A 22,215-nucleotide genomic window follows, 5' to 3' on the forward strand; every position below is an offset into this window, starting at 1 on the left:
ATTGAACTTTCAAATAGGATGTTTTTGCCTTTTTAAACAGCATTATGACGGATAAAAGAGCATTTCAACGACTTTGTTTTATGACAATAGTGATTTTTCATTATCTTGTATTAACATGCTTGTAATCAGGCAGGTGCTATTTGTTTTTAATGATAAAAAATAGCATTATGAAAACACTTTTACATAAATTTAAAATAAATCCCGTATCAATTTTAAAACCAACAAGAACATTTAGTTTGTTGTTGATGGTTTTTATTTTTATTGGTATAAATACAACAATAAAAGCTCAGTCTGGTATTTACGAAAGCTATGCTATTTTGAATAGTAACGGGGGAGGAAATGTCTATTATGATTTACAAGCAACTACAGGGAATCCAGATTTTAATGGACTAAATCTGGGCACTTTTAATTCTAGTAATACTTTAATTTTAAACGGTGCACAGAATAAAGTATATAAATGTAATACGGATGATATTACCAATGGAAAACTTTATTATCGAATATATAAAACAACCGATACAGCACCAATATTTATTGATTCTTCAATCCCATGGTTATCAAATGATGGACTAACTGGATTTGGATGTGGAGGGTCGGATCAAAATCAAACTTGGCTATTAAATGGCGCTAATATTAATGTTTTAAATGGTTTGTGCCCAGGAATTTATTATTTAGAAATTTATACAACAGCTGATTTTACTTATACTGCAAGCGGTGGAGGAAGTGGGACACATTTTGCTGGTAATGGTGGAACTAATTACAAAGCTTCTTTTACTGTTGTAGGTACAGATACCGTTGCGCCAGCAACTCCAACATTAGCAGATGTAAATGTGGGACAATGCAGCGGAACACCTCCAACACCAACCACAACAGATACTTGCGCAGGAACCATAACGGGAACAACAGCCACTATTTTTCCAATAACAGCGCAAGGAACAACTGTTGTGACTTGGACTTTCAGTGACGGCAACGGCAATTCGACAACGGCCAATCAAAATGTAACAGTAGACGATACCGTTGCTCCAATAACCCCAACATTGGCAAATGTAAATGTGGGACAATGCAGCGGAACACCTCCAACACCAACCACAACAGATGCTTGTGCAGGGACAATAACAGGAACAACTGCAACCATTTTTCCCATAACCGCACAAGGAACAACCATTGTCACTTGGACTTTCAATGACGGCAACGGCAATTCGACAACGGCTAATCAAAATGTAATTGTAGATGATACCGTTGCGCCAGCAACTCCAACATTAGCAGATGTAAATGTGGGACAATGCAGCGGAACACCTCCAACACCAACCACAACAGATGCTTGCGCGGGAACAATAACAGGAACAACTGCAACCATTTTTCCCATAATTGCGCAAGGAACAACTGTTGTCACTTGGACTTTCAATGACGGCAACGGCAATTCGACAACGGCCAATCAAAATGTAATTGTAGATGATGTAACCAAGCCAACACTTACACCAATTGCAAATAGAAACGAAAATATAGTTACTGCTTGTAGCTTTACAATTCCAGATTATACGGGGTTAACAACTGCATCCGACAATTGCACTGTTTCAGGAAGTATTATTAAAACGCAATCACCTGTTTCAGGAACAGTAATTAGTGGGCATAACACAACCCAACTTATCACTATCACAGCCAATGACGGCAATGGAAATACCGAGTCAACGACTTTCACAATAACGTTGAAAGATGTCACACTCCCAACTATCACTTGTCCAGCAACAGCAACAGCGAACACCAACAACGATGGCGCAGGAAATTGCACAACCATAGTTTCATTAGGAACGCCAACGGTTTCAGACAATTGTGCTTCAGTTGGAAACATAACTATCACCGCTAAAGTAGGCGGCATTACCATAAACCCATTGACTTATTTATTTGGAATCGGAAGTACAACTGTAGTTTGGACAGCAACCGACCAAAACGGGAATGTTTCCATACCTTGCAACCAAACCGTAACTGTTACCGATAATGAAAATCCAACCATAAACTGCCTAGCCAATGTGCAGGTCTCTGCTAATGCAGGATGTACTGCTACTGTGGTATTGGTGTCTCCAACAACAGCCGATAATTGTTCTGTTGCTTCTGTAATCAATAATGCTCCGGTAGCTTTTCCTTTAGGAGTCACAACTGTAACTTGGACAGTCACTGACACATCTGGAAACACGGCAACTTGCACACAAACCGTAACGGTTCTTGATCAAACATTGCCAGTGGCTATCTGTAAAAACATTTCGGTGAATTTGGATGCGGTTGGAACTGCCAGTATTACGGCAGCAGACATCAATAATAATTCAACAGATAATTGCGGTATCGCTAGTTTGGTGGCTAGTAAAACCACTTTTAATTGTGCGAATACAGGAGCAAATTCAGTGATATTAACCGTTACAGATATTAGCGGAAACGTAAGTTCTTGTACGGCTATAGTTACCATTGTTGATGCGATTGCTCCAACAGCTCTTTGTAAACCAGAAACTATTTATTTAAATAGTTCTGGGACAGCAACGCTTACCACTGCCGATGTGAATAATATGAGTTCTGATAATTGTGGTTCAGTGACATTTTCGCTAAGCAAAACAAGCTTTAATTGTGCTAATCTAGGAGCAAATACAGTAACACTTACAGTGACTGACATTGCTGGTAATTCTTCGTCCTGTGATGCAACAATTACGGTTGTAGATAATATTGCGCCAGTTGCAATCTGTAAAAATTTTACTTTAGTTTTGGCTTCAAATGGAACAGGAACATTGCTGCCTGCAAACATTAACAACGGAAGTACCGATAATTGCGGTATTGCCACTATGACCTTGTCTAAAACTAATTTTACTTGTACAGATGCCAATGGATTGCCACAATCCGTTACATTAACAGTGACAGATGCTGCCGGGAATTCTTCGAGTTGTACAGCAACTGTAACTGTGCAAACAACACTGGCAATTACGGCAACTTCCAATAGTGTCGTATGTATGGGCAATACCTTGAATTTATTTGGAGCTGTTACATCAGGTACGTTTGGCACTCCAACTTATTATTGGACAGGCCCATTAGGATTTAGTTCTAGCCTGCAAAACCCAAGTATTGCAAACGTGTCTATGGGTGCAGCAGGAGTTTATACACTTACTGTTACCAATGGAAATGGCTGTACAACTTCACAAACAACCACCGTAATTGTAAATCCAGTTCCGAACGTGAGTATCGATCCCACGTTCACATCAGGTTTCGTTAAGAAAGCAACTGGACAAGCTGTTTTATATACGTACACGATCACAAACATCGGCTCTGTATCCGATATTTTTGATTTATCAGCTATATGGATTAATGACAATGCCAATAGTGTAGATATGGATATTCGTTTTAAAGTCGGGGGACTTTTTTATCCAACACCCTATGCCACAGCATCGATTCCGCCAGGTGGCACATTCACTTTTCAGGTAGAGTTGCAAGTTCAAGGCAATGCTCCAAGAGTATTGAACCATACAAGAGTAACGGCGACCAGTCGTTTGTGTAGTATTTCGTCTACATCAGCAGATATGTACACCTATGAATATAATGGAAATTTGCCACCTGCCACGGCTGCACAACTTGAATTGTTAAAAACGGCTAGCACAACTTCAGCCATAGTGGGGGTGCCCTTTGATTATGTTATAACCATAGTAAATAATAGTAGTTCGACAGACGCAACTAACGTTATCATATCCGATCAGATACCAGCAAATCTTACCATAACCAATAATGGGGGCGGCTTGCAATCTGGACAAACAATTACATGGGAAATAGGTACTTTAAACAAAATTGGTGGGGCAATAAATACGGTTCAAAAAACCGTAACGGTGGTGCCAACATGTGCTTCGGTACCCTCAATCACTAATACTGCCAATGTTTTTTCTACACCTCCCGATAATGGTCTTGGTGTAAAAGTTTCAAGTATCACAATTCCGGTTACTGATAATATTGCTCCCACTGCGATTTGCAAACCTATAACTGTAAATCTTGATGCTACAGGAGCGGCAACCATTACAGCTGCCATGGTAAATAATGGTAGTTATGATAATTGTTCTGTTCAATCTATTGCTATAAGCAAATCTAGTTTTAACTGTTCAAATATTGGAGCCAACAATGTTACTTTAACTGTTACGGATGTTTCCGGTAATATTTCTAGCTGTAATTCAGTTGTAACGGTTGTCGACAATCAGGCTCCTGTTTTCACAAGCTGTCCTACAACACCTACGGCTTTATGTGCTGATAATTTAACAACTTATACAAAAGTTGGCACTGGTTGGAATGCATTGGCAACAGACAATTGTAGCCTTGCATCACTTACTTACACTTTAACAGGTAGTACAACGGGAACAGGTACTAGCCTTAATGGAGTTGCATTTAATGTAGGCACAACAACAGTAACTTGGACAGCAACTGACACTGTTGGTAATACTTCAAATTGTATTTTCTCCGTTACAATTAATGGATTGCCAGTTATTACCACACAGCCTATAACACAATTAGATTGCGAAGGAGCGTCGGTGAAATTTAAAGTAATTGTTTCTGGTTCAGGATTAACCTATACTTGGCAAAGAAAAAGACCTGCAGATGCTAGTTTTGTTACTGTCTTGTCTGGAGGTAACATTACTTTTCCCAGTCCTGAAGAAATTAAAATTGACAATGTGGGTAGTTCATTATCTCCTAGTGGAACGCAATATCAAGTTGTTGTTACCAATAGTAGTGGTTGTAGTGTAACCTCATCTGCGGCGACACTTTTGGTGAATGAAATAACTGCAATTTCACCAATAGCAAATGACGTCACCCAATGCTATGGTACAAATTATTCTTATACTGTTTCTACTTCGACTCCACCTCCAGGATATGTTGTTTCATACCAATGGAAAAATTCAGTTGCTTCTGGACCCTGGAATAATGTAGTTGATGGGGTTCATTTTTCTGGTGCTACAACAGCCACATTAAATATAATAAATGGTACGCCTGCTGAATCTGCTGAATATAGAGTGTATGTTACTTTTCATTCTTCAGGTGCCGATTGTAATGTAAATAGTTCTTCCCGAGCTAGATCAATAACTTTTCTGCCTTTGTTGACTGCTTCCGTGAGTATTTCGGAATCTGCCAATTCAATATGTCCTGGTACACCGGTAACTTTTACGGCCATTCCAACCAATGGGGGAACAACACCTACCTATCAATGGAAATTGAATGGAAGCAATGTTGGAGCCAATTCAACTACAGCTACATATACTAATTCAACTTTGGTCAATGGTGATATGGTGACCTGCGAGATGACCTCAAACGCAACTTGTGTAACCGGAAGTCCGGCAACCTCGAATCCTGTTACAATGACGGTTAATCCAATTTTAACATCAGTTTCATTAAACCTTAATGGATCTCCAACGGTTTGTTTATCAGATTTAGGGACATCATTGGGTGTTGTTGAAACAGGAGGAGCAACAATTTCCAGTCGCCAATGGGGAACTCGTTCTGTTTCAGGAGGGATAATCATCCTGATTGGAGGCCAGACGGCCTCCACCTTTACACCCGGAACCGGATTAACAGCGGGAACATGGATTATAGTTTGTATATCTACCCCAACTTGTGGAAGCCCAATGGTATCTAATGAAGTGACGGTTACAGTTTCAACACCAACAGTGGCCGGAACACTTACTCCTGCCAACACTGACGTATGTTCTGGAACTTACAATTCTGGAGTACTTACTTTAAGTGGTTATACCGGAAGTATAATAAGATGGGAATCTTCAACAGACAACTTTGTTTCCGTGGTTACTCCAATTACGAATACAGGAAATACTCAAACCATAGGAGCTCATACTGTAACAACTTACTATCGTGCCGTGGTACAAAACGGAGCTTGTAATTTGGAGTATTCTACTTCAGCCAAAATTACGGTATATGGTGCAATGGCTGCTCCCGGAGGAATTTCAGTAAATGGCGGTGCTCCATATCCTGTTTCTGGGGCAGGCATATCACATTGTGCCTCGACTTCCACAGTATTTAGTATCGCTCCAGTTGCAAATGCAACTAGTTATAATTGGGTTATTCCAACTGGATGGACATTGGTTAGTGGGTTAGGAACTAATTCTGTAACTGTTATTACAGGTAATAATTCTCAAAGTGAAAACATTTCAGTTTATGCCATTAATCCTGGATGTAGTACAAATAGTAGTTATTTGTATTTGTATTTAGTTCCGTCCTCAGCTCCTCAAGTTGCACCAACACAACCCACTTGTGCTGTTCCGACGGGTACCATAACGGTGACTTCGCCAGCTCCAACTCCAGGAATTACCTATACATTGGTTGGCACGAATCCAGTAGTTGCCGGAGTGACCAATGCTACAGGAATATTTTCAGGATTAGCTGTGGGTGCTTATGATGTAACGGTAAATAATGGCTCTTTTGTTGCATTATCGGGTATAATTAAGGATCCAACTCCACATCCATTAACGGACTGTGCTACCACAACAAGTGTAACGATAAGTCCATTGGCCACCAATACTTGGAGTAGTGGTGCTTGGTCAACAGGATTACCGCCAACAATAAATCAAAATATAGTTTTTAGTGCTGGATATTCATCATCATCCAATATTGATGGTTGCAGCTGTACGGTTACCGCTGGCAATGTGGTTATTAATTCGGGACATACCTTGAAAATCACCAATTGGGTGCATGTAAATGGAGGAACTTTAACCTTCGAAAACAATGCCAGTTTGGTACAAATCAACAATGTTTCGAATACCAATTCAGGGGATATTAGATACAAAAGATTGACCACGGCAATTAGAAATACTGATTATACGTATTGGTCTTCACCAGTTGCCGGTTTTACTTTAGGTGGTGTGTCTCCAAATACTCTTGCGGACAAGTTTTATTCCTATGATTCCAGTATAGAAGATTGGAAACAAGAATCGGCAGCAACATCGATGGTCTCGGGAGTTGGCTACATTATTCGAGGACCTCAAACAAGTTTATATTTGCCTCCTACTCCGCCGAATCTTTATCAAGCTACTTTTGTTGGCGTGCCTAATAATGGTCATTATGAAATCACGGGAATCATTGCCGATAAATCCTATCTTTTGGGGAATCCTTATCCTTCGGCTTTAGATGCGGATGCCTTCTTGGATGCCAATCAAAATGTACTCGACGGAACTTTGTATTTCTGGACACACAACACGCCAATTGCCGTTGGCACACCGGATCCAGGTTCAGGTTTGTATGCTTACTCGGGAGATGATTATGCTTCATATAACCGCACTGGTGGAGTGTCAACGGGAGCTAAGGCTCCAAGTAGTGTTCCTCCAAACACAGGGTCGAACAGTAATATTCCATCTGGCGAAATAGCCTCTGGACAAGGATTTTTTGCAGGAAGTAAAGTTGCGCCAATTGGCACTAAAATTATTTTTGACAACAGCATGCGATTAAGCTCAGTCGGTGCAATATTGGATAACAGTCAGTTTTTCAAAACTAGAAATCCAAAGGAAAAAGTAGCCAGTCCTATGGAAAAAAATCGTCTTTGGTTAAATTTGACCAATACCCAAGGGGCTTTCAAGCAAACCTTGGTGGGTTATATAACCGATGCCACCAATAATTATGACAGCCGTTTTGACGGAGAAAGTTTTGATGGAAATGTCTTTTTAGATTTTTACAGCATAAACAATCGCAAGAATTTGACCATACAAGGTCGAGCTTTGCCGTTTGATGAAAATGATGAAGTGCCATTAGGATACCGAGTGGCTGTTGATGGGACTTTTACTGTGGAAATTGATCAAACGGATGGCGTGTTGAGTAATCAACCCGTGTTTTTGGAAGACAAGTTGACCAATTCCATTTTTGATTTAAAAAGCGGCAACTATACTTTCAATACTATGGCAGGAACCTTCAACAATCGCTTTGTATTGCGATACAAGGATACATCAAACAAAACATTGAGCGTGGGCGAAATGGATGACAATGATGAAATTGTAGTTCTATATTCCAATAATTATAAAACATTGATTATTAGAAATAATGTGTCGGATGCAACAGTAAATTCTGTTACTCTTTTCAATATGTCGGGGAAAAAGATCTCCTATTGGGATGTTAAAGGCAGGGAACAAACCAGCATCCAGATTCCAATAAAAAATGTACCCTCCGAAATTTATATCGTAAAAGTCAAAACGACGAAAGGCGAATTCAGTAAAAAAATCGTCATCAGATAAAAACTGATTTATAAATCGATCTAATAGCCACATAGAGCGCAGTCGAGAACCATTATTTCATCTCGATTGCGCTCTATTTGTTGAAAAAATAGTTGAGTGTCATATTGGCATTGGAGTAAAAATTTCTCATCATAATCAAGTATTTTTAACTGTTAATTAAAATGTTAGGTCTTTATGGAGGCATTGAAAACTATTTTTTGTTAAAAATATCCAATTAAACATTTGTAAAACAGCAGAATAACGACAAAAAATGCACTTTGTCGGGTTTTTTACACCTCTTGATTAATAATGACTAATCTTGCGATTTGAAAAACTGTATTTTGCCCGCCCCATCGAGATATAAAGTATAGAATTCAGCCCCCAATTAAAAAAAGGACTATAAAAAAATTATGAATAAAACCTACTTAAGCTCAGTAAAAAATACCGCATTGTCAATACAACCATCAAAAGCAATTCGTTTGCTGTTGATGGTTTTGTTTGTTGGTTTGTTTGGTATTGGGAATGCAAATGCAGCAACTAGAACCGTATCGGTTAATGGAGACTGGAATAATACTGCAACTTGGGGAGGTAGTTCTGTTCCAACAATTTCTGATGATGTTGTGATCCCAAATGGAAAAACAGTAACTGTAACAGCGGATGCTCTTGTTAAAAGTATTATTGTCAATAATGGGGGGACGCTTAATGTTAATTCTCCAGCCGTTCTAACTGTTGGGACTATCGGTACTTCTGCTACTACACAAGTGGTTGATTTTCAAAACGGATCTTATGTCAATGTTTATACTGGAGCATCGATGATAGTATATGGTTTGTTGAATAACAGTAATAATAGTGATAATGTCAAGTTTGACGGAACGGTAAGTGTAGATGGTAATATTACCGTTGGAAATGGTTCTATAATAGGAGGTTTGGGCAGTTTGTCTTCAACCGGGAGTGTTACGGGAGCAGGTACAATTTTTCAAACAGGTAATGATTGTTCTAGTGGAAATGGATGTAATTATGGATGTTCAGCCAATACTATTTCAGTAAATCAGACTATTTGTTCCGGAAGTACTGCAACTCTCACGGGGAATTCCGGTACTGGCTATTCTTATCAATGGCAATCCAGTACAACTTCTTCATCATCTGGATTTAGTAATATTTCAGGAGCAACTTCAAGTAGTTATACCTCTTCATCGTTGGCAACAACTACCTATTATAGACGTATCGTGAGTGTATCAGGTTGCTCAACTTCTAATTCAAATGTAATTAAGGTGACTATAAACCCAGTAAATACTGTAGGTACAGCTTCGTCATCCCCTACTCCTTGTATTAACACAATAATGACCAGTATTACCCATGCAACCACAAATGCAACAGGAATAGGAATTCCAACAGGTTTGCCAACAGGGGTTACAGCTGCTTGGGCATCAAATACAATTACCATTGGCGGAACACCCACACAACCAGGAACATTTAATTACAGCATTCCATTAACGGGAGGTTGTGGAACAGTAAACGCTACAGGGACAATCACGGTCAATCCGAATTTAGCGTCTGTTTCTTTAACCATTAGTGGTTCTTCAACGGTTTGTTTGGTAAGTTCAGGAACATCATTAAGCGTTGCTGAAACAGCTGGCGCAACAATTGCGAGTCGCCAATGGGGAACTCGTTCTGTTTCAGGAGAGACAATAACCCCAATTGGAGGTGCAACAACTTCTGCATTTACAGTTGGAACAGGACTAACAGCTGGAACCTGGATTGTAGTTTGTACCTCGACCTCTTCTTGCGGAGTCTCGGTGGTTTCCAATGAGATAACCGTTACAGTTAATGCACCACCAGCTAACCCTGGCCCCATTACAGGTTCTACAACTCAATGTGCGGGAAACACATCGCAGGTTTACAGCGTTGCGCCTGTTGCCGGTGCGATTAGCTTTGATTGGTATATACCTGCAGATTGGACTATAACAAGCGGGGCGGGAACCAACTCCATAACTGTGACTGTAGGGTCAAATTCTGGCAATATCAATGTAAATGCAATTAATACATGTGGAACTGGGTATGGTCCTTATATATATGTAGCAGTGGCAGCACCAACCGTGGCAGGGATAGTAACACCAGCAAACACGAATGTATGTTCAAATTCTAATAGTACCAATCTTTCTTTGAGTGGTTATACTGGAAGTATTGTAAGATGGGAATCATCAACAGACGACTTTGCTACAGCTGGAATTCCAATTGCTCATACGGGAACGCCTTATACTGCAAGTGGTCTTACCACAGACACTTACTATCGTGCCGTTGTACAAAGTGGGACTTGTAATGTATTGTATTCCAATTCTGTTAAAATTACGGTAACTCCTGCAATGTCTGCTCTTGGAGGAATTTCTGTTAATGGTAGTGCTCCGTATCCTATTTCTGGGGCAGGAATATCACATTGTGCCTCGACTACAACGGTATTTAGCATCGCTTCAGTTGCAAATGCAACTAGTTATACTTGGGTAATTCCAACAGGATGGACAAATGTTACGGGGCAAGGAACAACAACGCTAACAGCTACTACAGGTAATAATTCGCAAAGTGCAAATATTGAGGTGTATGCTGAAAATCCTGTATGTGGAAAAACAAATAGTAGTTATTTGTATTTGTATTTAGTTCCATCTACAGCACCTGTACTTGCACTAACACAGCCCACTTGCGCAGTTTCAACAGGCACCATAACAGTGACATCTCCAGCTCCAGTTTTAGGAATCACCTATACATTGGTTGGAACAAATCCGGTGGTGACAGCTGTGACGAATGATACTGGAGTTTTTTCCGGACTGTCTGTTGGAAGTTATGATGTAACCGTAAATAATGGTACTTATATATCGGCTATACCAAAAGTAGTGTTGCCCTTTACGGCATGTGCTTCGAATACAAGTAGTGCAACAATAAGTTCATTGGTTACCAATACTTGGACGGCTGGAGCATGGAACAATGGCACGCCAACCATTGATCAAAATTTAGTGTTTAGCGAAGGATTTTCTTCAACTGCCGATGTCACTGGGTGTAGCTGTACGGTTACCAATGGTAATGTTGCTATTAATACTGGACATAACTTAAAAATCACCAATTGGGTGAATGTAAATGGAGGTTCCTTAACCTTTGCAAATGGTGCTAGTTTAGTGCAAATAAACAATGTTCCAAATTCAGGAAACATAAATTATGTTAGAACAACCAACACAGCTGTTCTTAGCACAGATTACACCTATTGGTCGTCTCCAGTTTCACCACAAACTATAGGTGGTTTTTCTCCAAAAACACAAGAAGGCATGATGTATTCTTATGATTCGAGCATTGATGATTGGAAGCAAGAATATTTGTCAACTTCGATGGCTGCAGGTGCAGGTTATATTGTTCGTGGACCAGAACCGGTATCACCACCACCACCACCTTCCACATATACTGCAATCTTTGTGGGTGTTCCACATAACGGGGATTATTCTATTCCGGCAATTGCTGATAGATCGTATCTTGTGGGGAATCCCTATCCTTCGGCTTTGGATGCAGACCAGTTTTTGGTTGCCAATGCCGGTGTTTTGAATGGGACTTTGTATTTCTGGACGCATAATACACCAATTGGAACCAATGTGTCAAATCCAGGTTCAGGGGTTTATGCCTATTCAAGTGATGATTATGCAACTTACAATGCGACAGGAGGAGTTGGTGCTGCGCCACCAGATTTAGACCCTTTAACAGGTCTGCCTTACCCAGGTCAGGCTCCCAGTGGTGGCTCCGTGCCAAATGGAAAAATAGGTGCAGGACAGGGATTTTTTGCGTCAACAAAAACAAGTATATCTGGCAGTTCAATTGTTTATACCAACAATATGAGAGTGGGTGTAGGCGGAATAACTGGAGACAACATCCAGTTTTTCAAAACCAGAAATCCCAAAGATAAAGCAACCAGCCCCATAAAGAAAAACAGGGTGTGGTTAAACTTGACCAATACTCAAGGAGCTTTCAAGCAAACCTTGATAGGTTATATAACCGATGCAACCAATGGTTATGACAACCGTTTTGATGGAGAGAGTTATGACGGCAACGAGTTTGTTGATTTTTACAGCATCAACGACGACAAGAATTTGACCATACAAGGACGTGCCTTGCCATTTGATGAAAATGATGGAGTACCTCTGGGTCTCCGAACAACAATTAATGGTACTTTTACAATAAGCATTGACGAAGTTGATGGTTCTTTTACCAAACAGGCCGTATTTTTGGAAGACAAGTTGACCAATACCGTTACAGATTTAAAAAGCGGAAACTATACCTTTAACACGACTGCGGGGACTTTTAACGATCGTTTTGTTTTGCGATATACAAATAAAACTGCAAACCAAACATTAAGTGTTGACAAAACGGATACTAACGATGGAATTATCGTTCTGTATTCAAATAATTATAAAACATTAATTATCAATAATAAAGGGCAGGGTGCAATAGTAAATTCGGTAAGCCTTTTCAATATGTCAGGTCAACAAATTAATTCTTGGGATGTCAAGGACAGCGAACAAACCAATGTCCAGATTCCAATAAAAAATATAAGTTCTGAAATTTATGTCGTGAAAGTCAAAACAACAAAAGGCGAAACCCGTAAAAAAATCATCATCAGATAAAACTGATTTATAAATCGATCCAATATTATAGAGTGCAGTCGAGAATCGTTATTTCATCTCGACTGCGCTCTATTTTTTTAATAAATAGATAAATATAGGCATTGGTTAAAAATTTTCTTCTAAAAAAGTATTTGTTTTTTTCTTCTTTCGTCTAATAATCTAAGTGGTTTTAACTGTCAATTAAGCTGTTGGGTTTTGAAAAAAAACATATTTTTTTGACTAATTTCGTGTTTTTTGTTAAAAAAACAGAATTGGATAACTGTAGAATAGTAGAATAACGACAAAAAATGTACTTTGTCGGATTTTTTACATATCATGATTAATAATGACTAGTTTCGCGCCTTGAAAAACTGTATTTGCCCGCCCCATCGAGATGTAAATATAGAATTCAGCCTCCAATTTAAAAAGGTACAATACAAAATTATGAATAAATCCTACTTAAGTTCAGTTAGAAATACTATGTTATCATCAAAACCATCAATCGCAACTCAGGTGCTTTTGATGGTTTTGTTTGTTTGTTGTGGAAAATCAATAGGACAAACTACACAGGGAGCTGCATATATTTGGTCGACAACAACATCTTGGACACCTACTGGTGTTCCAACTAGTAGTGGCACTGTAACTGTCAATCATCCACTTACACTTGATCAAGATTTAACGATTGGTACTGGGAATTACACTTTTAATCAAGATGTAACTGATCAACCAGGATTGCCTAATTATAATCTTACAAATTCAAATGCAACTGGAAGCTTAACTATTGCTTCTGGTACAACAACTATTGGAGGTGTTACTGATATTGGAGGTAATTCAACTTTTACATTGACTGTAAAAAACGGGGCTACTTTAGTATTAGGTACTCCAGGTTCAATCTCTAATAATTTTTTAATTGGAAATAAAGCGAATATTACAATTGAACAAGGTGCAACTTTGATTATTTATGGTAATATTGTAAATAGTAATAGTTCTGGAGATTTTATTGTTAACGGATTATTGCAAGTTTATGGAGATTATAAAACCGATAATGGAAATATCGATATAAACGGAACAACAGGGCAATTTTACACTACTGGCGCAATGCAAACGCAAGGTTCTTCATCAACTATTTATGGTTCTGGAAATGAGTGTACTTCTAATTGCTCAGGTACATCATTGGGTTGTGGGTCAGGTGGAAATTCTTATACTGCAACAATTCTTCCACTGAGTCAAACTGTTTGCTCTGGGGGTGCGATAGCTCAAATGACATTTACGACAAATGCTCCTTCATCTACATATCAATGGGAATCCAGTTTAACAGCAGGAGGAATTTATACGCCTATTTCAGGACAGACTTCAAGTACTTATACACCTTCATCTTTAACTGTCACAACATGGTTTAGAATGAAATATACATCGAGTGCAAGTGGTTGTGGAACTAAATATTCAGCTCCTATTCCTGTTTATGTTTCAGCATCTACATATACTCAATCGACTTCGGGGCAGACTGTATGTGGAGGGACTTTTGGGCCAATATCAGTTTCCGCTTTTGGGACGAGCTTGACATATCAGTGGTTTAGTAATACAACTGCTTCCAATTCAGGAGGAACTTCTATTTCTGGAGCAACATCAAATATCTATACTCCTTCAAATGCTATTAGTGGTACAAAATATTATTATTGTGTCATAAATAGTTCTTGCAATGTGCCTTTTACAACTGCTGTTTCTGGGGCTTTTACTGTAAATACACCAACAACTCCCATAATAGGAACCATAACTCAACCTGATTGTGTAACATCAACTGGTAGCGTAATATTGAGTGGTCTGCCTGCTTCTGGAACAATATATAAAACAGGGACAGTAACTGCAAGTTATACAATTACAGGCACAACAATGACTATTTCAGGATTGGCAGCAGGAACTTATAACTTTTCAGTATCTAACGGAAGTTGTAGTTCCTCTATTACTGGAGATGTTGTAATCAATTCTGTCACTACCAATACTTGGACTTCATCTTGGGATAAGGGTACGCCTAATAGTAGTCAAAAGTTAGTTTTTACAGGGAATTATCCTCCAGCAACAGATCCTAATGTGGATATAAATGGCTGTTCGTGCATGGTTACAGGAGGAGCGGAAGTTACTATTAAATCTGGGAGGACCTTAACCATAACTAACGATCTTACAGTCGTTGGAGGAGGAACTTTAACTTTCGAAAATAACGCCAGTTTAGTGCAAATTAACAATGTGGCAAATACGGGTAACATTATTTATAAACGAATAACCCCTTCTCTGATAGAAACCGATTATGCCTATTGGTCTTCACCAGTGGCAGGTCAAACTTTAAATATTTCCCCAGATTATGCTTATGGAACTTTCTATTCGTATGATTATTCTATTGACAACTGGGCAGCCGAAAGTTTATCTACAAATATGGCTGTGGGTAATGGTTATATTATTCGAGGACAAAAATCGGATAACACGGCATACAACATTACGGGTACTTTTATAGGTGTTCCCAATAATGGAACAAAAACTATAGCCGTTGGTTCGACCGGAACATCTAATCTATTGGGTAATCCATATCCATCGGCCATAAATGCCGATACGTTTTTGGCAGTGAATAGTACAATCTTGGATGGGACGATTTATTTATGGACTCATAATACGGCCATTCAATTAGCTTCAAGCATTACCAATGGTACTGCAGGTTCGGGACTTTATGCCTATACTTCAGATGATTATGCTTCTTATAACACTACAGGAGGCGTTGGTGTTGGTAATTTTGCAAATGGTGTTGAAAAAACGACAAATAGACCTACTGGCAAAATTGCTGCTGGGCAAGCGTTCTTCACAACCAGTAAAACCACGGGAGGAACAGTCACTTTTAATAATGCAATGCGTGTTTTGGGTAACAATACCCAGTTTTTCAGGACCAAAAACCCTAAAACAAAAACAACTACCGACATCGAAAAAAATCGTGTTTGGTTGAATTTAACAAATACGGAAGGGGCTTTCAAGCAAGCTTTGGTAGGTTATATTACAGATGCAACGAATGATTATGAGAGTCGTTTTGATGGTGAAAGTTTTGATGGCAATGAATATGTTGATTTTTACAGCATAAACGAAGACAAGAATTTGGTAATCCAAGGTCGTGCCTTGCCGTTTGATGAAAAGGATGAAGTGCCTCTGGGTTTTCGAACAGCAATTGATGGTGCTTTTACCATAAACATTGATGAAGTGGATGGATTTTTGGTTAATCAATCCGTGTTTTTGGAAGACAAGTTGACCAATACCGTTACAGATTTAAAAAGCGGAAACTATACTTTTAACACAACTGCAGGAACTTTTAATGATCGTTTTGTTTTAAAGTATTCCAACAAGACTTTGGGCGTGGGCACAATAGATAAAGAGGATGGAATTGTGGTTCTTTATTCCAATAATTACAAAACTTTGATCATCCACAACAACGGAGATTCAACAATAAATTCGGTTTCTCTTTTCAGTATGACAGGCCAGAACATTGCCGTTTGGGATGTCAAGGACAGCGAACAAACCAATATCCAGATTCCAATAAAAAATATCAGTTCCGGTATTTATATTGTGAAAGTTAAAACAACAGATGGCGAAAGCAGTAAAAAAATCGTCATCAGATAAAAATCGGGTTTAGAAATCGTTCAATATTCGGAGCGCAGTCAAGATGAAATAATGATTCTCGACTGCGCGCTCTATCTGTTAAAAAACAGCAGGTAAACATGACTTGATTTTTAATGTTGAACAGGCTTCATTCAATTTAAAAGTATATTCGCTAAATCAGATTTTTGATCTGGGCAAAAGTTTTCTTTTTTATGTCCATGAAACGAATCCAATAGTTAAAATCAGGATGATAATAGTATAGATTTGGTTGTTGAATTAACAGAACAAAGCTTGTTGTACACGGCCAAGTTTAAACTCATAATTTTATTTGGTTTCTTTCCATAAAAATACCCCAAAACAGTATTTAACTTTTTTGGGGTAGTTCAAACAAGATTTTTTCAGTACTAATACATAATTTTATCGGTAACTGTAATTCCGTTTTGCAATGTTGTTTTTACCACTAGAGTTTGATGACTTGAAACTAAATTAGCTATTGAAAATTCGTTGCTGTCCACCTTGCTTTTTTGATAAATTTGTCTTCCCAACAAATCGAAAACCACAACCTTGTCAATCGTTCCAGAATAAGAATTGATTTTTATTTGTTTGTTTTTGCTCGAAACGAACACCTTGTTTGTTTGTGAATCAAAATTTTTGGTTCCCAAACTTCCATTGGTATAACGCAACACGAAACGATCGTTAAAAGTTCCTGCTGCAGATGCAAAAACGTAGGGATCTGCTTTAATGTCATAAATCACATTTAATAATTTATCTTCAAGATATATCTCTTGATTGTCAAGAAACAAGCCGTCAACATGGTCTATGGAGAGGGTAACATTATCTGCTACTTTTGTAAAATATCCTATGGGAACAGAGTCAGAATCCGAAAATGGCAAAGCTCTACCTTGTATCGCCATTGTATCTGTTCCAAGCATACTGTATATTAATAAAGGTCTCGTGTCATCAAACAAATTACTGTCATAACCTAAATCATAAGCATTGGTTGCGTTTTCGATATAACCCACCATTGTTTGGCTTCCTGTTGTAAGAGCACTATTGGTTATATTTAACCAGATTCTATGTCTTTCAAGATCCTTGACTTTTTTGGTATTTTGAGTTCTATAAAAATTAGTGTTGTTTTTTGTTTCTCGCATTGAATTGTTGAACTTTACATTTCCAGCAATTGCATTTTCCACAAAGAATCCTTGACCTGAAGCAATATAACCGGTTGGGGCAATGTTGTTTCCAGTTCCAGAATTAGTATAACCTGTAGATCCAGATAAATTACACGTATAATAGTCATCCGAGCTAAAATCATTTCCTATTATACGAGTATTGTGAGACCAAAAATAATAAGTTCCAGTCAAGGTATTTGTTGGATTTAAAAGAGCATCATATAGGTTCTCGTTGATAAAATCATCTGCATTCAGGGCTGATGAATAGGGGTTTCCTATTAAACTTAATCCAATATCAGCTGGTGGAGTGGTAACCGCTATGGTGAATGTTCCGTTATTCGGCACTCCTACAAATTGATGTGGTAGCACTGTTGGCACTGTTGAGGAAGTCCCTGTAGGGCATCGAATAGAATATCCTTTTCCTTTTTCGAAAACAGTGGTAGTTTCATTTTCGTCAACATATTTATCAATTACACTATCATAAGTATTAAACCTGTCTCCATCAGTAAGTGGCGAGAAATCATATAAAGTTTGCGTGCCCGTTGTTGGTGAAGACCAAAATGTGGCATCATAAAGAAGAACAGGTGTGGTGTTCCTTTTTACAATTACATTTCCAGTATTGGCTCCTGTGTAAGTTGTTTGCAACAAACTCGCATTATTTTCAATGGTCAATGTTGCTGGATTAACAACAGTAATGGCATCCCCAACGGATAATGTGAAACCACCTTGAAGTGTTACGGCTCCGTTTGTTATGTTTAATGTACTGGCTACATCAATATCGCTTGCCATAGTATAAACTCCTGTTGCTCCTGAAAACAAAAGTTTGAAATAATTACCATTGGTAACGGTTTGTGCAGTTCCATAATATTCAACAGTTCCTGAAGAAAAAGGCTTCCCATTTGCAGCACCCGAAAAACGAATTGTGCCATCCATCGATAGAACAGAAGTGCAAGTTAATGTTCCTGACCGCATATCTAAAATGGAATTTGGAGCTAAAACATTCAACGCATTGGTTGTTAAATTATACCCATTCATGTCAAAAACTGGAGTGCCACCATTAATGACATTCAATTGTCCACCTGTTATTATGTTGCCTGATGCAGTTTGAGTGCCGGAGGTGTTGTCTAATTCTAATGCAGGTGAACCATTATAAGTTCCGGCTACAATGGTTTGTCCACCAGTTGCATTTGAATACGTTACGACACTGTTCCATGTTTTGCCGGCTGGAATTGGCGTGCCTGATGTATTTGCAGTTTTGATATGTCCGCTTCCGGAATTCGAAAAAGAACCTCCTCCATCCATTAAGACAAATGTTGCCATATCTAAAACAGATGCTGCATTGGCTATATTCAAACTGTTTTTTACCGTAATTCCAATTGCAGATGAAACAATGGCGGTTATGTTTGAATTGGTTAAATTATTGAAAGTCGTTGCACTTGACCCTCCAATTGTTTGGGTTGAAGCACCATTAAAACTTACTGTACTTGTGTTAGGAACAAAAGTCCCGTTATTGGTCCAATTTCCTCTTACGGTAAGTGTGTTTGAGCCTGAAATAGTTAGAGTTGCTCCACTTGCAATAGTAATGTTTCTACAGAGACCTCCCGAACTACCAACAACAGGTTGGTTAGTAGTAAATCCAATTGTAACATCGGTTAGGGAGGTCGGGATACTTCCGCCACACCAATTCGTTGAAGTGTTCCAATCGGTGTTTGTAATTCCAAGCCAGGTTCCACCAATACATGAAGTTGTTACATTTAAAACACCCGTTGTGGTAGTTCCAAACCTAGTACCATTTGGATTCGTTGCAGATGAACCAGTTCCTCCATAAGATCCTAAAGCAGCTTGAAGTCCTCCGCTAAAAGTTAATGTGCCTGAACTGGATGTTGTGCCATTGAGTAATAAAGCCACAGCTGTACCACTAATTCCCAAATCTCCTGCTATAGTTGTTGCGCCAGCAAAAGTTTTATTGCCCGAACCGCTCAAAAGTAAAATTCCATAATTTTTTGCCGCGACTGTTTGTGCTGTTCCATTATAATTCACGGTACTGCTAACATCTAAAGTTGTCGTGGCAAAAGCAGGAAAACTACTTGTTCCGCTTAATTGTAAAGTTCCTGAATTTGCAACAGTTAACGTTGATCCGCCAGAAATAGAAAACCCGCCATTGGCCAAGGTTGCTCCAGCTGCAATGCTCAGTGGTACAGCAGCATTAAAAACTTTGATGGCATTGGCTGTTATAACTCCTGTATTGGTAACACTAACGCCGCCAGTTGCAGTAAAAGGGGTTGTCCACTCTACACCCGAAGTTCTTGCCGTGGTAGTATTGTATTGTAATGTGGCAGTTGCTCCGTAAGTTGGAGAAACTGTTACTGTTGCAGCCCCTTCCATGGAAAGTATTCCGTTTACGGTTGGCACACTTGTAAGTGTTTTTACTCCCGAATTAGAAAATGTTAGATTGTTAAAGATTGTTGAAGCTGCATTCAATATTTGGTTGACACCACCAAAATTTACCGTTCCAGTGCCTGCAACAAAATTAGTTCCCGTCCCTGTCCAAGCTGTACCTGTAAAATTGGCGTTCAAGGTGCTTGAGCCTCCATTCAAAGTTCCGTTGGTTAAAGTCACGGCTCCTGTAAAAGTATGTGTTAAACCCGAACCTAAATTCAAAGTTCCTCCTGTTCCGTTAATGGTTAATCCCGCTCCGTTTACATTTCCTCCAAAAGTGGCCGTTCCAGAAGTTTTGGTCATCGAAACCAATCCTGTTGTGGTAAAACCTGCAATACTTTGAGCTGTCGAAATATCGGCAATAACAATGGCTCCTGTTGATGTAAATGTTCCTCCATTATTAATAAAATCGCCACCAAAAGTCAGTCCATTATTTGACGCCGCTAATTTTCCTGTGCTTGTAATAATAAGAGGACTTGACAATCCAAATACTTTAGCTGCATTAAGTGTTATTGTATTTGCACCATTAATGACAATCCCTCCCGAAGCTGTAAATAGAGAAATCCATTCTTCGGAAGTAGTAGGTCTAATATCTGTCGTGTCGTATTGCAAAGTTGCATTTGTTCCATAAGTTACTACTCCTGCACCAGTTACGGTAACTGCTGCGGTTCCTGCGAGTGTTAATTTTCCATTTACTGTAGGGGTGGTTGAAAAAGTCTTGGTTCCTGAACCTGAAAGTATAAGATTGTTGAAGACTTCAGCCACTGAAGTTTGATTTCCCGCCAAATAGTATTCTACTGTTCCTGTTCCTGCAACAAATGTTGCTCCAGTTCCTGAGATATTGGCTCCTATTCTTAATAAACTTGAATTACAATCAAGCGTTCCTGCTGTCCTTGTCCAAGTTCCTGAAAAAGTATGCGTTAGTCCTGTTCCTAGATTTAATGTTCCAGCACCATTGATAGTTAAACCTCCACCATTTATATCACTTGTAGGCGTTGCCATTCCCCCTGTTTTTAGCATGGAAACCAACCCTGTAGTCGTAAATCCCTGGATGGATTGATCGGCAGTGCCGGTAAACTGAACTGCTGCCGAACCCAATGAAAAAGTTCCTGAATAAGTGAAATTCCCTCCTAATTTTAAAAAACCGGCACCTGTATAGGAGAATGAACCTGTATTGCTAAAGTTGCCTGTAGGTACATTTACCTGTCCTGTCGAGCTAATGGTAAAGGTTCCGCTATTGGTAAAATTGCCTACCGGATTCACCTGTCCAGTAGTTCCCGTAACGGTTCCACTGTTGTTGAAAAAACCATTAATGGCTAACGTTCTATTTGAAAAACTCAATGTGGCTCCCGTGTTGATTGTCAGGTCAGTAACCGATGTGTTGGCTCCGACCGTGACCGTATTGGTACTGACACCATTACCAACAACAATATTAGGTCGAACACCAGTTGGCGTTAAACTACCAAAGGTGGCTGTGCCCGTAAACAATATCGTTCCAGGACCGTTCACGCCATTGGTTGTGGTTCCAGAATTTGTAAAAGTTCCTGTAACGTTAAGTGTTTGACCGCTATTTATGACTAATTTACTCGTGGTATTGCTTAAATTAAGATTGGTGATACTTGTAGAACCTGTTACTGTTACAGTATGTCCCGCGGCAATGGTTACGTTGTCCGTAGCCGATGGAACGACACCTCCGGGCCATGGCGCATTCGCCACGGTTGAATTCCAGTTCCCGCTTCCTGCACTTATTATATTGGCTGCATTGGCAAAGGAAAAAGTTAACAATAAAAAAACCATCAACAACAAATGAATTGCTTTTGATGGATTTAATGATAATAATGTGTTTTTTTCTGAATTTAAACAGGTTTTGTTCATAAATATTTTTTGAATGTTTATTGGGCTAAAGCATTTTTTAATACTCCAATCTTGATATTTTTAGTAAAAAAATCTTAAGTTTCGAATGTAATTATTATTAATTGCGAAGAACAAAAAATCCGATTAAGTGCATTTTTTATCGCCATATGGCGGTTTTGCAACAAACTAATTTATATTTAAAAACATCATCTATTACCAGAAGTGAAATTAAATGGGAGTGATGCGCAAAAAAAAAAGTCCCAACTC

General features: G+C 38.9%; 4 protein-coding genes. 3 read left to right on the forward strand and 1 reads right to left on the reverse strand.

Annotation, left to right across the window (positions count from 1 at the left end; translation table 11 throughout):
* The first annotated feature begins 167 nt into the window (after window positions 1-167).
* The 3 genes from BUC16_RS03475 (at window position 168) to BUC16_RS17445 (ending at window position 16,504) form a co-directional block, all read left to right on the forward strand.
* Window positions 168-8,240, forward strand: a complete 8,073-nt coding sequence (locus tag BUC16_RS03475) for a RemA C-terminal-like gliding motility protein (protein WP_073367960.1) — start codon at window positions 168-170, stop codon at window positions 8,238-8,240.
* A gap of 389 nt (window positions 8,241-8,629) precedes the next feature.
* Window positions 8,630-12,874, forward strand: a complete 4,245-nt coding sequence (locus BUC16_RS17440) for a RemA C-terminal-like gliding motility protein (RefSeq protein WP_084546081.1) — start codon at window positions 8,630-8,632, stop codon at window positions 12,872-12,874.
* Window positions 12,875-13,297: 423 nt separating this feature from the next.
* On the forward strand, window positions 13,298-16,504 hold the full coding sequence (locus BUC16_RS17445; protein ID WP_084546082.1) for a RemA C-terminal-like gliding motility protein: 3,207 nt from the start codon (window positions 13,298-13,300) through the stop codon (window positions 16,502-16,504).
* Between the two features lie 383 nt (window positions 16,505-16,887).
* On the opposite strand, the gene BUC16_RS03490 is transcribed toward BUC16_RS17445, so the two are convergent.
* Window positions 16,888-21,969: a RemA C-terminal-like gliding motility protein gene (locus BUC16_RS03490; RefSeq protein WP_073367961.1), complete on the reverse strand. Its 5,082-nt coding sequence runs from the start codon at window positions 21,967-21,969 to the stop codon at window positions 16,888-16,890.
* Window positions 21,970-22,215: the final 246 nt, after the last annotated feature.

The sequence above is a fragment of the Flavobacterium fluvii genome, assembly GCF_900129545.1.
Taxonomy (GTDB): Bacteria; Bacteroidota; Bacteroidia; order Flavobacteriales; family Flavobacteriaceae; genus Flavobacterium; species Flavobacterium fluvii.